At 75.2% G+C, this 14386-nt stretch carries 11 protein-coding genes and 3 pseudogenes; 8 read left to right on the top strand and 6 right to left on the bottom strand.

Annotated features, from left to right (window positions below; all coding sequences use genetic code 11):
- Positions 1–43: 43 nt before the first annotated feature.
- Together FJK98_RS23610 and FJK98_RS23605 are read right to left on the bottom strand one after the other, a co-directional pair.
- A complete protein-coding gene (locus FJK98_RS23610; protein ID WP_145920955.1) occupies positions 44–1168 on the bottom strand; it encodes a terpene synthase in 1125 nt (374 codons plus the stop codon).
- Positions 1169–1402: 234 nt separating this feature from the next.
- Positions 1403–2032, bottom strand: a complete 630-nt coding sequence (locus FJK98_RS23605) for a TIGR03085 family metal-binding protein (RefSeq protein ID WP_145920954.1) — start codon at positions 2030–2032, stop codon at positions 1403–1405.
- Between the two features lie 165 nt (positions 2033–2197).
- On the opposite strand from FJK98_RS23605, the gene FJK98_RS23600 reads away from it, so the two are divergent.
- The 3 genes from FJK98_RS23600 (at position 2198) to FJK98_RS23590 (ending at position 6971) form a co-directional block, all read left to right on the top strand.
- Positions 2198–4072, top strand: coding sequence for an ABC transporter ATP-binding protein (locus FJK98_RS23600; protein ID WP_145920953.1), 1875 nt, complete (start codon positions 2198–2200; stop codon positions 4070–4072).
- Positions 4073–4305: 233 nt separating this feature from the next.
- Positions 4306–6096 (top strand): ABC transporter ATP-binding protein, encoded by a 1791-nt coding sequence (locus tag FJK98_RS23595; protein WP_145920952.1) that lies wholly within the window; start codon positions 4306–4308, stop codon positions 6094–6096.
- 101 nt (positions 6097–6197) lie between these two features.
- The gene (locus FJK98_RS23590) at positions 6198–6971 is read left to right on the top strand and encodes a DUF2470 domain-containing protein (RefSeq protein ID WP_145922954.1); all 774 of its coding nucleotides are present in this window, start codon (positions 6198–6200) and stop codon (positions 6969–6971) included.
- Between the two features lie 221 nt (positions 6972–7192).
- Here the strand turns inward: FJK98_RS23590 and FJK98_RS34325 are convergent.
- The 3 genes and pseudogenes from FJK98_RS34325 to FJK98_RS23575 all read right to left on the bottom strand — a co-directional run.
- A pseudogene (locus tag FJK98_RS34325) lies at positions 7193–7777 on the bottom strand (TetR family transcriptional regulator); the annotation flags it as partial.
- Positions 7778–7782: 5 nt separating this feature from the next.
- Complete coding sequence (locus FJK98_RS23580; RefSeq protein ID WP_145920950.1) at positions 7783–8538, bottom strand: ABC transporter permease; 756 nt, start codon at positions 8536–8538, stop codon at positions 7783–7785.
- Positions 8535–9275, bottom strand: coding sequence for an ABC transporter ATP-binding protein (locus FJK98_RS23575; protein ID WP_145920949.1), 741 nt, complete (start codon positions 9273–9275; stop codon positions 8535–8537). Before FJK98_RS23575 ends, FJK98_RS23580 begins: the two co-directional genes overlap by 4 nt.
- Positions 9276–9565: 290 nt before the next feature.
- On the opposite strand from FJK98_RS23575, the gene FJK98_RS34320 reads away from it, so the two are divergent.
- The 5 genes and pseudogenes from FJK98_RS34320 to FJK98_RS23550 all read left to right on the top strand — a co-directional run bounded on the left by FJK98_RS34320 (position 9566) and on the right by FJK98_RS23550 (position 13710).
- Positions 9566–10267 carry an aldo/keto reductase gene (locus FJK98_RS34320; RefSeq protein ID WP_240762298.1) on the top strand — a complete coding sequence of 234 codons (702 nt, stop codon included), beginning with the start codon at positions 9566–9568 and terminating at the stop codon, positions 10265–10267.
- Positions 10186–10953, top strand: a pseudogene (locus tag FJK98_RS33345) (hypothetical protein); the annotation flags it as partial. The gene FJK98_RS34320 and the pseudogene FJK98_RS33345, both read left to right, overlap by 82 nt.
- Before the next feature lie 174 nt (positions 10954–11127).
- A pseudogene (hisI, locus tag FJK98_RS23560) lies at positions 11128–11573 on the top strand (phosphoribosyl-AMP cyclohydrolase).
- Positions 11570–13123, top strand: coding sequence for an anthranilate synthase component I (locus FJK98_RS23555; protein WP_145920948.1), 1554 nt, complete (start codon positions 11570–11572; stop codon positions 13121–13123). The pseudogene hisI and the gene FJK98_RS23555 overlap by 4 nt, the downstream one beginning before the upstream one ends.
- Positions 13120–13710, top strand: a complete 591-nt coding sequence (locus FJK98_RS23550) for a Trp biosynthesis-associated membrane protein (RefSeq protein WP_145920947.1) — start codon at positions 13120–13122, stop codon at positions 13708–13710. Before FJK98_RS23555 ends, FJK98_RS23550 begins: the two co-directional genes overlap by 4 nt.
- Here FJK98_RS23550 and FJK98_RS23545 read toward each other — a convergent pair.
- The gene (locus tag FJK98_RS23545; protein WP_145920946.1) at positions 13703–13966 is read right to left on the bottom strand and encodes a hypothetical protein; all 264 of its coding nucleotides are present in this window, start codon (positions 13964–13966) and stop codon (positions 13703–13705) included. The genes FJK98_RS23550 and FJK98_RS23545 overlap by 8 nt on opposite strands.
- Positions 13967–14386: the final 420 nt, after the last annotated feature.

The raw sequence follows: 14386 nt of genomic DNA, 5'->3' as shown, positions 1-14386 counted from the left end.
GCTCTGCGGTTACCGAAGGGTATTGCCTGCACCCGGGCATCGGCTAGCCCTCCAACCTGTGAGGCGGCTGAGTCCCGTCGGGCACGTCGGCCGGCCCGGCGTACCGGTCCGCCCGCATCGACCAGTCGTAGGTGGCGCGCAGCCAGGCGCGGCGGGCCGCCAGATAGGGCGTCACCGCGGGCCCGGCGTGCGCGACCAGCGTCGCCTCCCGCACCAGGTAGCCGGCCAGCCCGTCGTTGAACCAGCCGGCGGCCAGTTGGAACGCTGCCGCCTCGCCCCGCCCGTGCTGCGCGGCGAGGACCGTCACCAGGTTGTGCGGGTCGGCCGCCGCGTCCCGCTCCTTACGGTAGGAGAACAGGTCGTTGCACCAGCAGACCAGGTCGACGGCGAGGTCGTCCAACGCGACCAGCGCCGGATCGACCCGCCGGGCCGAGTGGGGCAGCCCGCCGTACGCCAGGTCGGTGAGGGTGAGACTGGGGCGTACGCCGCCGGTGTGCCGGCGCATCTGGCGGTACTCGGCGACCCCGGGGACCCGCCGGTGTTCCCGGTTCGCCGCCTCCCACAGCAGCGCCAGCAGGTACTCCCGTAGCTGGCTGACCAGCCGCAGCAGCAGGGTGGGACGGCGCTGGTCGAGCACCCGCCGGCACAGGTCGGCGAGCGCCGTGCCCAGCGCCCCGGCCGGCGCGTCCCGTCCGGTCCCCGCGATCAGGTCCTCGTCGACGAGCTGGCCGGCGATGGCGAACGCGGCGCCGGGGAGACCGTCGGCGACCGGTCCGCCCGGGTCGGCGACCGCCGTCGCGCCGGCCGCCACCCCCGTGCCGGGCGACCCGCCGTGCCGGTCCAGCACGTCCAGCAGCGCGGCGACCGTCGGTGCGAGGGTGGCCGGCGCGCTGCCCAGGCCGTCGTCGTCGCAGACGTCGTCCATCACGAACAGCCAGGAGAACAGGTCGGTGAGCAGGCGTAGCCGGGTCACCGACGCCTGCGGGCAGGCCCGTCCGGCCAGTTCGGCCGCGCTGGCCCGGTGCAGCCGGGAGGTCGACGGTCCGACCTCGACCAGGCCGTGCCGACGGGCCCACTCCAGGCTCTCCGCCGCCACCCGGTCGGTGGCGACGTGCCGGCGGCTGACGAACGGTGGCTCGCACAGCGCCGAGACGTCGAAGCTTCGCATGGCGTCCCCAGTCGGCCACCCCCCACGAGCGGCGTCGCCGGAGAGTACGGCAAAGAGATCGACACCAGTCATTGCCGGAGGGGTCGGGGTGACCGATTCCACCCCTGCCGCGAACAGCGACGCGCTGCACTGCGTCAGGTGATCAACCGGCCGCGCAGGGTGTCCGCCGCAGCGGGAACCCGTCGACGGTCCCGCCGCGCGGCGACCGTGCGGGAGGTGACGCCGGGCCGGGGCTCACAACCCCAGCGCGGCCGTGCGCAGCCGTTCGGTCAGCGCCGGGGGGCCGTCGAGCTGGACCCGGGCCACCCGCTGCCGGCCGGACAGGAACAGCACCAGCTCACCGGGGGGACCGACCAGCCGTACCTGGTCACCGCCCCGGCCGGTGGTCAGCTCGCCGTGGCCGGGTGCCTGCACCAGCAGGTGCGCCGGGAAGCGTCGGGCCCGGGTCCGGGTCAGCAGGGACACCGGCTTCCACAGCCGGGCGGCCAGCCCCGCCGGGACGTCCCGGGGGTGCCAACCCGGGCGGGCCCGCCGGACGTCCTCGTGGTGGATGAAGAACTCCATCGTGTTGGCCAGCTCGTCGGTCAGCGGATTGCTGACCGGGCTCCACACCGGTGGCCGGCGCACCTGTTCGACCAGTTCCGGCCAGGGGCGGTCGGCCACCCGTAGCCGCACCCGCTCGGCGTACCCGTGCAGGGGTGGCAACAGGATGCCGCCGGCGGCGTCGGGGCGGCGCTCCCGCACCACCAGGTGGGCGGCGAGGTCCCGGGCGGTCCACCCCTCGTTGATCGTGGGGGCGTCCGGGCCCACTTCCAGCATCAGGTCGGCGAGCGCCTCGCGCTCCGTTCGGGCGTACCGCGGCATGCAGCGATCGTAGGTCGGCGGGCCGCCGTCGGCGCGGCGGGAGACCCGCCGGGCCCGGGGCGGGCGTGGGCGGGACGTGACGGTGGACATAGGCCGCCGGGCGGCGGCGGTGGCCGGGAACGGTAAGGATAAGGGAGATAATTGCGGCTTACGGCGGGGGAGAGCGTGGCGAGCGGGACGAGTCGGGACGTGATCCGCCGGGGGCTGTGGGTCCTCGGCCGGGCGATCCGGGAACAACCGCGCATCTTCGCGGTGGCGGTCGCCGGCAGCGTGCTCTTCGGTGGGCTGGTGATCGCCAGCGCGTACGTGGTCGGCGCGGTCGTCGGCGACGTGGTGGTGCCGGCGGTCGAGGCCGGCGAGGTCGGCACCGGCACGGTGGCCCTGGCCGCCGTGGCGCTGTTCGGGATCAGCGTGCTGCGGGTGGTCGGCATCTTCGGCCGGCGGCTCGGGGCCGGCTACATGCAGTTCCGCCTCCAGGCCGCCTACCGTCGCCGGGTCACCCGCCGCTACCTGGACCTGCCGCTGGCCTGGCACCACCGCAACGCCACCGGCACGTTGCTGTCCAACGCCAACTCCGACGTCGAGGCGGCCTGGTACCCGATCGCGCCGCTGCCGTTCGCGGTCGGCACGCTGGTGATGCTGGTCGGCGCGGTCGGCTCGCTGTTCGTCACCGACTGGGCGCTCGCCCTGGTCGGGCTGGCCGTGTTCCCCGCCCTGTTCGCGCTCAACGTGGTCTACTCCCGCCGGATGGCCCCCCGTCAGGCCCGCGCCCAACGGCTGCGGGCCGAGGTCAGCGGCATCGCCCACGAGAGCTTCGACGGCGCGCTGGTGGTCAAGACCATGGGCCGGGAGGCCCAGGAGACCGCCCGGTTCGCCGGCCGGGCCCGGGAACTGCGGGACTCGCTGATCGCGGTCGGCCGGCTGCGCGGCGTCTTCGACCCGCTGCTGGAGACGCTACCCAGCCTCGGCACCCTGGCCGTGCTGGTGGTCGGCACGGTCCGGCTGCGGCAGGGCGCGATCACCGTCACCGAACTGGTCAGCGTCGCCTTCCTCTTCACCGTGCTGGCCTTCCCGGTGCGGGCGATCGGCTGGGTGCTCGCCGAGCTGCCGCGCAGCGTGGCCGGGTGGGACCGGGTCAGCCGGGTGCTCGACGCCACCGGCGAGATGCCCTACGGCGAGGTCACCCTCGACGACGCCGCCGGCCCGGCGACCCTCGCCTTCGACGGCGTCCACTTCGGCTACGAGCCCGCCGAGGCGCACCTGCCCGGAACGCAGGTGCTCGGCGAGGTCGCCTTCACCGTGCCCGCCGGGCGGACGGTGGCGCTGGTCGGGCCGACCGGCGCCGGCAAGTCCACCATCGCCTCGCTGGCGGTCCGGCTGGTCGACCCGGACGCCGGCACGGTCACCCTCGACGGGGTGGACGTGCGCCGGCTCACCGCCGCGTCGCTCGCCTCGACCGCCGCCCTGGTCGCCCAGGTGCCGTTCGTCTTCGACGACACCGTCCGGGCCAACATCAGCCTCGACCGGCCGGGCATCGACGACGAGGTTGTCTGGGCGGCGCTGCGGCTGGCCGAGGCGGACGGTTTCGTCGCCGCCCTCCCCGACGGGCTGGACACCATGGTCGGTGAGCGGGGCACCTCGCTCTCCGGCGGTCAGCGGCAGCGGCTCACCCTGGCCCGCGCCCTGGCCGGCCGGCCCCGGTTGCTGGTGCTCGACGACGCCACCAGCGCGGTCGACCCCCGGGTCGAGGCCGCCATCCTGGCCGGGCTGCGCGCCCCGGTGCCGGGGCAGCCGGCCGCCGCGTCGATCCTGGTGGTGGCGTACCGGCGGGCCACCATCGCGCTCGCCGACGAGGTGATCTACCTGGAGCAGGGCCGGGTGCTGGCCCGGGGCACCCACGCCGAGCTGCTGGCCACCGTGCCCGGCTACGTCGACCTGGTCACCGCCTACGAGCAGGCCGAACAGGAACGCGCGGAGAACCGGACGTACGACGAGGTCGCCCCGCTCCCGTCGGGCCTGGAAATCGAGGTGGACCGGTGAGCGCGAGGAGTGCAGCGCAGCGGAGCCCCGCAGTCGCGAGCGGAGGGGTGGCCCGGTGAGCGCGAGGAGTGCAGCGCAGCGGAGCCCCGCAGTCGCGAGCGGAGGGGTGGCCCGGTGAGCGCGAGGAGTGCAGCGCAGCGGAGCCCCGCAGTCGCGAGCGGAGGGGTGGCCCGGTGAGCGCGAGGAGTGCAGCGCAGCGGAGTCGTGTGGTCGGGAGCGGAAGGTCGACGCCGGTGGGCGAGGGTGGCGGGGACGAGCCGGTCGAGCGGACCGAGGGGACCTGGCAGACGTTGCGGCGGGGGTTGGCGCTCTCGCCGGAGCTGCGTACCGGGCTGGCCGGCACGTTGGCGCTGGCGCTTGTCTACATGGTCGGCCGGGTGGCCGTGCCGGTGGCCGTGCAGCGCGGCATCGACCAGGGGATCGCCGTCCCCGACGGGCCGGATCTCGGGGTGATCGTCACGGTGGTCACCGCCACGGCGGCGGTGCTGGTGCTCACCACCGTCTGCGGTTACCTGATGATGCGGCGGCTGTTCACCGTCAGCGAGACCGCGCTGGCCAACGTCCGGACCAGGGCGTTCCGGCACGTGCACGACCTGTCGATGCTGCACCAGCAGTCGGAGCGGCGCGGGTCGCTGGTCTCCCGGGTGACCAGCGACGTCGACCAGATCACCCAGTTCCTCCAGTGGGGCGGGGTCATCCTCATCGTCAACCTGGGTCAGCTCGCGGTCACCACGGCGGTGATGCTGGCGTACTCCTGGCAGTTGACGCTGGTGGTGCTGGTCGCCTTCGCGCCGGCGGTGCTGATCATCCGGTTGTTGCAGCGCCGGCTGGCCGGGGCCTACGGGGTGGTCCGGCAGCGGACGGGCACCCTGCTCGGCACGATCGCCGAGAGCGTGGTGGGCGCGCCGGTGATCCGGGCGTACGGCGTCTCGGGGCGCACGGCCCGGCGGTTGGACACGGCGATCGAGGGGCAGCGGTTGGCCCAGCAGCGGGCCATCCGGATCAGCATCATGGGCAGTTCGGTGGGGGAGTTGGCGGCCGGGGTGGCGCTGGCCGGGGTGGTGGTGGTCGGGGTGTCGCTGGGGGTGGACCGGACGCTGTCGGTCGGCCAGCTCACCGCGTTCCTGTTCCTGGTCACCCTGTTCATCCAGCCGGTGCAGATCGCCACCGAGGTGCTCAACGAGGCGCAGAACGCGATCGCCGGCTGGCGGCGGGTGCTCGACGTGCTGGACATGGCCCCGGACGTGGCCGACCCGGGGGAGCAGGGCCGGGACCTGCCGGCGGGGCCGTTGGACATCCGCTTCGCGGACGTGACGTTCGCCTACCCGGGTGGGCCGCCGGTGCTGCACGCGGTCACCCTGGACATCGCGGCGAAGAGCCGGGTGGCGGTGGTCGGCGAGACCGGCAGCGGCAAGACCACCTTCGCCAAGCTGCTCACCCGGCTGATGGACCCGACGCAGGGGCGGGTGCTGCTGTCCGGGGTGCCGCTGGACGAGGTGCGGTTCGACTCGCTGCGGTCCCGGGTGGTGATGGTGCCGCAGGACGGGTTCCTGTTCGACGCCACGGTCGGGGAGAACGTCCGTTTCGCCCGCCCGGAGCTGACCGATGCGGAGTTGACGGCCGCCTTCACCGAGCTGGGCCTGGCCGACTGGCTGGACGGGCTGCCGGCCGGACTGGCCACCCCGGTGGGGGAGCGGGGGGAGGCGTTGAGCGTCGGGGAACGGCAGCTGGTGGCGTTGGCCCGGGCGTACGTGGCCGATCCTGACCTGCTGGTGCTGGACGAGGCGACCAGCGCGGTCGACCCGGCCACCGAGGTACGCCTGCAACGCACCCTGGACGCGGTGACCCGGGGCCGTACGACGCTGGCGATCGCGCACCGGTTGTCCACCGCGCAGGCCGCCGACGAGGTGGTGGTGGTGGACCGGGGCCGGATCGTCCAGCGGGGCCCGCACGAGGAACTGCTGCGTGATCCGGACTCGGTGTATGCCCTGCTCTACGCGTCGTGGCTGGAGCAGACCCGCTGATCCACCGGCTGCTCCGCGTTGGCGGTGGCATCCGGTGGACGTGGTCGCCCCGGTGCTCTACTCTGCGGGTTAGGTAAGGCTAACCTTTATCGGAGGTGCCCGTGGCTCCGACCCCTGCTGAGCTGATCCGTACCCTGGTGGCCGGTCGGTTACCCGGCCTGGTGCACCTCGCCCACCGCCCCGGCCCGTTCCACGTCCGGCACGCCACCGACGCGGAGGGGCGGGTGCTGCTGCTCGTCCCGGTCTTCAGCGACCTCGCCGCCGAGCTGGACCCGGCCGCCGTGCGCGACGTGGCCGTGGTGCTCGACGTGCTCGACCTGCCCCCGGCCGCCGGTGCGCCGTCGGCCGGCCGGGCCTGGGTGTCCGGCTGGGCGGTGCCGCTGACCGGCGACTCGGCCCGCCGGGCGGCCGTCGAGTTCGCCGCCGTGGACCCCACCGGCGACCTGCTCGACGTCGGGAGCCGGTTCCGGCTGCACCGCTTCGAGGTGGCCGAGGCCCGGCTGGAGACCGCCGGCGTGGTGCACCGGGTCGATCCGGGCGAGTACGCCGCCGCCGAACCGGACCCGGTGCACGCCGACGAGGCCGCCCTGCTGGCCGACCTCGCCGACCACCACGGGCCGCAGGTGACGGCGTACCTGCGCCGTCGACTCGACCTGACCGGCGGTGAGCCCCGGGTGGTCCGCCTCGACCGGTACGGACTGGTCGTGGCGCTCGGCGGCCCCGGCGACCGCCGTCGCGCCCGCCTGCCGTTCCCGCACCCGGTGACCGACCTGTCGGAGCTGTCCCGGCTGCTGCACCCGCTGCTCTGCACCCGTTCCACCGCCCACCCCCGCCCGCACCGCCACCCCGCCAACACCCGAACCGACCGCGACTAGCCCCGCCGCAGCCCGTGGCCCTTCCCGCCACGGGCTGCCCCCCCGCCACCCCCACCCAGCCCGCACGCCGCACCCCTCCCCTCCCCCTCCGGACCTCGGTGATCAAGAGGTTTGCGCCAGATTCGCCCACCCGGCATGACGCGAACCTCTTGATCACCGAGGTTCGGTGGGGGGTGGAGCGGGAGGCGAGGCGGGCGGTGGAGCGGTGGGGGAGCGGGGGAGGGGGCGGTGAGGTAGCGGTGGATGGTGGGGCCCAGGGTGGCGGCCAGGGTGTCGGCGGTGGCGGAGGCGACCGGCTCCAGGCGGATGACGTAGCGCATCATGGCCAGCCCGATCATCTGGGTGGCGACCAGCCCGCCGCGCAGCGGCAGCTCCGCCGGGTCCACGTCGAGCCGGTCGAGCACCCGGCGCAGCACCTGGGTGGTCAGGAACTCGCGCATCAGCCGGGCCGTCCACTCGCTGTTGGTCGCCGAGCGCAGCAGCGCCACCGCCGCCACCCCGGCCGGCGAGTCCCACACCCCGAGGAACGTGCGGACCAGCCGTTCCCCGAGCCCGTCCGGGTCGCCGGCCAGTACGGCGGGCAGCAGCACGGCCGGGTCGACCGGGATGTCGACGGTGGCCCGGAACAGCTCCTCCTTGCTGCCGAAGTAGTGGTGCACCAGGGCCGGGTCGACCCCGGCGGCGGTGGCGATCTGCCGGATCGAGGCCGCGTCGAAGCCGCGCTCGGCGAACGCCGACCGGGCGGCGGCGAGGATCGCCTCCCGGGTGTCCTGGTTGCCGGGGCGGCGGCCGGTGCGGCGGGCCACCGGGCTCACCCGCTGCGCCGGCGCAGGGTCGCCGCCGCGAGCACCAGGGCCAGCACCGCAGCGCCGGCCACGATCGACACGTCCCGCCACATCAGGCCGGTCGGTGCGGAGTGCGCGCCGACCTCCTGGAGGGCCTCCACCGCGTACGACAGGGGTAGCGCGTCGCTGACCGCCCGGAGCCAGCCGGCCATCTGGTCGCGCGGCACGAACAGCCCGCACAGCAGCAGTTGCGGGGCGACCACGACCGGCATGAACTGCACCGCCTGGAACTCGGTCCGGGCGAAGGCGCTGCAGAACAGCCCCAGCGCGACGGCCAGCACCGCGTTGACCGCGGCGATCAGCACGACCAGCCCGGCGGACCCGGCGGTGGTCAACCCGAGCAGCCGGTACGCCGCCGCGGCGGCGACGGTCGACTGCACCACCCCGGCCAGCCCGAACGCGATGCCGTAGCCGAACAGCAGGTCGAGCTTGCCCAGCGGGGTGGTGAGCAGCCGTTCCAGCGTCCCGCTGGTGCGTTCCCGCAGCATCGCGATGCTGGTCACCAGGAACATGATGATGAACGGGAAGAAGCCCAGCATCACCAGGGCGACCCGGTCGAAGGGGGACGGCTGGCCGGGCGGGGTCGGCTGGTCGGCGTACATGAAGTAGACCAGGGTGAGCAGCACCGTCGGCACCACCACCAGCAGCGCCACCGTACGCCGGTCGTGCCGCAGCTGACGCAGGATGCGCCCGGTGGTGGCGGCCAGGATCGTCGGGTTCACGCCGCCTCCCCGGTGCCCGTCGGGTCGGCTCCGCCGGCCCGGATGAGGCGTAGGAACGCCTCCTCCAGGTCGTCCACCCCGGTGGCGGCGCGGACCGCGTCGGGGGTGTCGTCGGCGATCAGCCGGCCGTGGCGGATCAGCAGCAGCCGGTCGCAGCGGGCCGCCTCGTCCATCACGTGGCTGGACACCAGCAGGGTGGTGCCGGCGGCGGCCAGGGCGTGGAACCGGGCCCACAGGTCGGCCCGCAGCACCGGGTCCTGCCCGACGGTGGGCTCGTCGAGGACGACGAGTTCCGGCTCGCCGACCAGCGCGCAGGCCAGCGAGGCCCGGCTGCGTTGCCCGCCGGAGAGGGTGCCGACCAGTTGGCCGGCGGCGGCGGTCAGGCCGACGTCGGTGACCGCCGCGTCGGCGTCGGCGGCGCTGCGCCCCTGGAGGGTGGCGAAGTAGCGGGCGTTCTCCCGGACCGTCAGGTCGGCGTAGACGCTGGGCGCCTGGGTCAGGTAGCCGACCCGGTGGCGCAGGTCGGCCGCACCGGCCGGCCGGCCCAGCACGGTGACCGTGCCGGAGGTGATCGTCTGCACCCCGACGACGGCCCGCAACAGGGTGGTCTTGCCGCTGCCGCTCGGGCCGAGCAGCCCGGTGACCGTGCCACGCGGCACCGTGCACCCGATGCCGTCCAGCACCCGTCGTCGACCCCGGTCGACGACGAGGTCGCGGACGGCGATGGCGTCGTCCATCGCGCACCTCCCGATAAATTCATCACTCGTTGAAATCAACGGTAGTTGAATTCCCTGACACCGCGCAACACCGGCTCGGCGTCGACACCATCGACCTGCACCGCCGGGACCCGGGCACCCCGACCGGGGGAGACCGTCGCGGCGATGGCCGAACTGGTCGCGGCGGGCTAGGTACGCCTGCTCGGCCTGTCGGAGGTCAGCCCGGCGACGCTGCGCACGGCCCACGCGGTGCACCCGATCGCGGCCGTGCAGATGGAGTACCCCTGTTCAGCCGGGACGTCGAGGGGGAGATGCCGGACACCTGCCGGGAGTTGGGGGTGGCGCTGGTGGCGTACTCGCCGGTCGGGCGGGGGCTGCTCACCGGGGCGATCACCGGCCGGGATCAGCTCACCGAGGGTGACTGGCGGGCGGCGGCAGCCCGTTTCGCGGCGGACAGCCTCGACGCCAACCTGCGGCTGGTGGCCGCCGTCCGGGTGGTGGCCGAGGAGACCGGCTGCACCCCGGCCAAGGCCGCCCCTGCCTGGCTGCTCGCCCAGGGCGAGGACGTGCTGCCGATCCCGGACACCAGGCGGGTCCGCTACCTGGAGGAGAACGCCGACGCCGCCGACCTGCGGCTCACCGCCGGGCAGCAGGCCCGGCTGCGGGAGGCGGTCCCCGTCGACGCGGTGGCCGGCGAGCGGTATCCGGCGGCCGGGATGCGGACGGTCGGGCACTGGTCCATCGACCGACGGCTTCGGACACTAGCCTCCGGACCGGGCGCTAGCCTTCGGACCGGACAGGGAGTCCGCCTTCGGGCATTGCGCCCCGATCGGACCTACGGCACGATGGCGCGGTGGATCACGCTCCGTTGCCGGAGGCCGCCTTCCTGGCCGACTGGACCGACCGGCTGCGCGCGTCCGCCGAGCGCCCGGTGGTCGGGATCCTGCTGCGTGGCAGCCACGCCCGGCGGGCCGCCACCGCGTACAGCGACGTCGACCTCGACGTGCTGGTGAGCACGACCGGGCCCACCCCGGCGGTGCCGCCGCCGGGCGGGCCCGGTCCGTGCGGCGCGTCGACCCCGACGGTCGCACCCGAGCAGGCCCGGGCGGCGGGCCGGTCCGCGCCGGTGGGACCGCCGGGCCGGGCGGGCGGCACGCGGCGCGGCGCGGCGACCGGCCCGGTCGACCCGACCGGCGGGTCCGCGCGCGGCCGGTGGCCGAGCGGAGCGCCGTACGACGCCCGCCGGGCCTACCTGGCCGAGGTCGACGGGCGGATCGTGCACGTGTCGGTGGCCGCCCGGGACGTCCGCACCTGGGTCGACCGGCTCGGCGAACCCGCCGACTGGGCGTTCGGGCTGCCGGTGACCACCCCCACCCGGCTGCTCTGGGCCGACCCGACCTGGCGTCGCCGGATCGACCTGCCGGTGCTCTGCCAGCCCGCCGACCAGCCCCGCCTGGAGGAACTGGTGGCCACCCTCGGCAAGGTGGCCGGGGCGCTGGCCGCCGACGACCCGCTCGGCGTCCGGCTGGCCGCCGCCGACCTGGCCCGGCTCTGCCCGTCCGTGCTGCGCCCGGCCAACCCGGGGGTGCGGGTGGCGTCCCGCCGGGCCGCCTTCGCCGCCGCCCTGGACCTGCCGGTCGCGCCCCCGGGCTACCGCGACGACATGCTGCTCTGCCTGGGGGTACGCCCCGGCGGCACCGGCGAGGTCGGGGTGGCCGCCGCCCGCCTGGTCAGCGGGGTGCTCCCGCTGGTGCGCCCGTACGCCGACCGGGTCGCCGAGACCGCCGGCCCGGACCTCGCCCGCGCCCTGTGCGACGGCCGGCTGGAGCGGTACGTCGCCCAGCTGTCCCGGGCGGTCGGGGACGGCTCGCAGGTGCCCGCGCCGCGTGCGGGACAATCGGTAACTGTGCCCGTACCTGACTCTTCCCCCGCGACGGCGGACCCGGCGGCGCGGTCCGCCCCTCCCGTCTCGACCCGGCCGTCGCCGCCCGGCTGCGCCGCACCCCGGACGGCCTGGTCGCCGCGGTCGTGCGCCAGCACGACACCGGTGAGGTGCTGATGGTCGCCTGGATGGACGACGAGGCGCTGCACCGCACCCTCACCACCGGCCGGGCCACCTACTGGTCGCGTAGCCGGCAGGAGTACTGGGTCAAGGGCGCCACCTCCGGCCACCACCAGTACGTCCGCTCGGTGGCCCTGGACTGCGACGGCGACGCGCTGCTGGTCGGCGTGGACCAGGTCGGCGCGGCCTGCCACACCGGCGAGCGCACCTGCTTCTTCACCGAACTCCCGGTCACCCGTCAGGAGGTCCAGCGGTGACCGACGGTGCGCTCAGCCCCGACCTGGCGGGCTTCGTCGAGGCGGCGGCCCGGTGGCGGGTGGTGCCGGTGACCCGTCGGCTGCTGGCCGACGCGGAGACCCCGGTGGGGGTCTACCGCAAGCTGGCCGGCGGGCCGGGCACCTTCCTGCTGGAGTCCGCCGAGCAGGGTGTCGGCTCGGCCGGCATGGCCTGGTCGCGCTACTCGTTCATCGGGGTGCGCAGCAGCGCCACCCTGGTCGAACGGGACGGCGTCGCGCAGTGGACCGGCACCCCGCCGGCCGGCGTGCCGGTCTCCGGCGACCCGGTGCACGTGCTGCGGGAGACCGTCGCGGCGCTCGCCGGTGGGACGCCGGACCCGGCCGCCGGCCTGCCGCCGCTGACCGGCGGCATGGTGGGCTACCTGGGGTACGACCTGATCCGCCGGTTCGAGCGGCTGCCCGAGCTGACCGAGGACGACCTGGGGCTGCCGGAGCTGGGCATGATGCTCGCCACCGACCTGGTGGTGCTGGACCACTACGACGGGTCGGCGATCCTGGTCGCCAACGCGGTGCTGCCGCCGCTGGATGACCCGGACCGGGCCGAGCGGGTCACCGCCGCCTACCACCACGCGGTGGGACGGCTCGACGCGATGACCACCGCGCTGTCCCGACCGATTCCGCCCATGATCTCGACGGTGGGCCGGCCACCGGCCGGTGACGTGGTCAGCCGGACCCCGGACGGCGGCTACCCGAAGGCGGTCGAGGCGGCCAAGGAGGCGATCCGGGCCGGCGAGTGCTTCCAGATCGTGCTGGCCCAGCGGTTCGAGCGGGCCACCGACGCCGATCCGCTGGACGTCTACCGGGTGCTGCGGACGACCAACCCGAGCCCGTACATGTACCTGCTCCGCTTCGACGGGTTCGACATCGTCGGCTCGTCCCCGGAGGCGCACCTCAAGGTCAACGCCGACACCGACGGTCGGCGTCGGGCGATGCTGCACCCGATCGCCGGCACCCGGCCGCGCGGGGCCACCCCGGTGGCCGACGCCCGGCTCGCCACCGAACTGCTGGCCGACCCGAAGGAACGGGCCGAGCACGTGATGCTGGTCGACCTGGGCCGCAACGACCTGGGCCGGGTCTGCCGGCCGGGCACCGTGCAGGTGCCGGAGTTCGCCACCATCGAGCGGTACAGCCACGTGATGCACATCGTCTCCACGGTGGTGGGCACCCTGCGCGACGACCGGACGGCCTTCGACGCGCTGGCCGCGACGTTCCCCGCCGGCACCCTGTCCGGTGCGCCGAAGGTCCGGGCCATGGAGATCATCGAGGGGTTGGAGCCGGTCCGCCGGGGCCTCTACGGCGGCACCGTGGGCTACTTCGGGTTCGGCGGCGACCTCGACATGGCGATCGCGATCCGGACCGCGCTGATCCGCGACGGCCGGGCGTACGTGCAGGCCGGGGCGGGGGTGGTGGCCGATTCCGATCCGGCCGCCGAGGACCAGGAGACCCGGAACAAGGCCGCCGCCGTGCTGGCCGCCATCGCCGCCGCCGAGACCCTGCGACCGGCCCGGTGAGCGGCACCGGTGCCACCGCGACGACGGCGACCGACGGCCCGTCGACCGGCCGGCGCGAGCTGACGTACGCCGTGCTGCTCTGCCTGGCCGGCGCGGGCCTGGCCGCGTGGGCGGCGACCCGGACCTGGTCGGTGGAGGTGCTCGCCCGGGGTGCCCTGCCGCCGAGCCGGCAGGAGCGTTCCGGGGCGGACCTGCTGCCGTGGCTGTCGGCGTTGGCGCTCGTCGCGTTGGCCGGCGGCGGCGCGGTGCTGGCCACCCGGGGGCGGGTCCGGCGGCTGCTGGGTGGCCTGGTCGCCCTGCTCGGCCTGGCGGTGGCCGCCGGCGGCGGCTACGGGCTGGTCGCCGCCGGTGGCGTCGAGGCGCACCGGCAGTGGCCGGCGCTCTGCCTGCTCGGCGGGCTGGTGGCGGCCGGCGGGGGGCTGCTCACCGCGCGGCGTGGCGCGGCCTGGCCGGCGATGGGCGCCCGCTACGAGCGGACGGTCCGCGCCGACGGGCCGGCCCGGCCGGGTGGCCGGCCGATCGCCGAGGGGGGCAACCGGGAGGCGTGGGACGCGCTCGACCGGGGTGAGGACCCGACGGTCAGCTGACCGGCTGCGGCGTGCGGGCGGCCGGCCGGTCCCGGGTGGCGGCCAGCTCGGCGACCAGCCGGTCCAGGGCGGCGCGCTGGTCGGCGCGGGCCCGGTCGGCGCAGACCGCCTCCCAGGCGTTGCCCCGCGCGGTACGCACCCGGCTCTCGCCCACCACGACGCGTTCGACGGTGTGCACCACCTCGACGGCCAGCGAGGCGACGGTCCGGGAGATGGTGGTGAGTCCGATGCCGGCGTTCGGCCCCGCAGTGCTCATAGGTCACCCCGCACGATGAGATCCGATGGTGGGCAGGCGCATCGTCGAGTCTGCCCGACACCCATGCTGCCGGGCTCACGTTTCGCCCGGGTGACGGCCCGGTCAACGGCCCCCACCTGCGCGGCATGGTCCTTCTTGAGCTTGGTCACAGCCGCCGGGCCTGACCGGTCGTGCTGCGCGCCGGGCCGGGACGTGATCTCATAGCGTATGGGCATCGATCGATGGTCCGGGGCGCCCCGGACGACGGGTGTCGATGACACCCACCGACGGGCCCGGTGGCGCTGCGTGACATTCCGTTCACCGGAGGTCCGGCATCATGCCACAGCCCATCTCGTGAGGAGCGCCATACCCCCGGCGTCTGTCGCCAGGTGGCGCCCCCTAGCATCGGCCCATGACACCCGGAGAGGGGAGTCCGTTGGT

Source organism: Micromonospora sp. HM134, from assembly GCF_007833915.1.
In the GTDB taxonomy this organism is placed as follows: Bacteria; Actinomycetota; Actinomycetes; order Mycobacteriales; family Micromonosporaceae; genus Micromonospora; species Micromonospora wenchangensis.
Note: the sequence above shows the minus strand (reverse complement) of the source record. Positions and strands in the feature narration are given on the sequence as shown.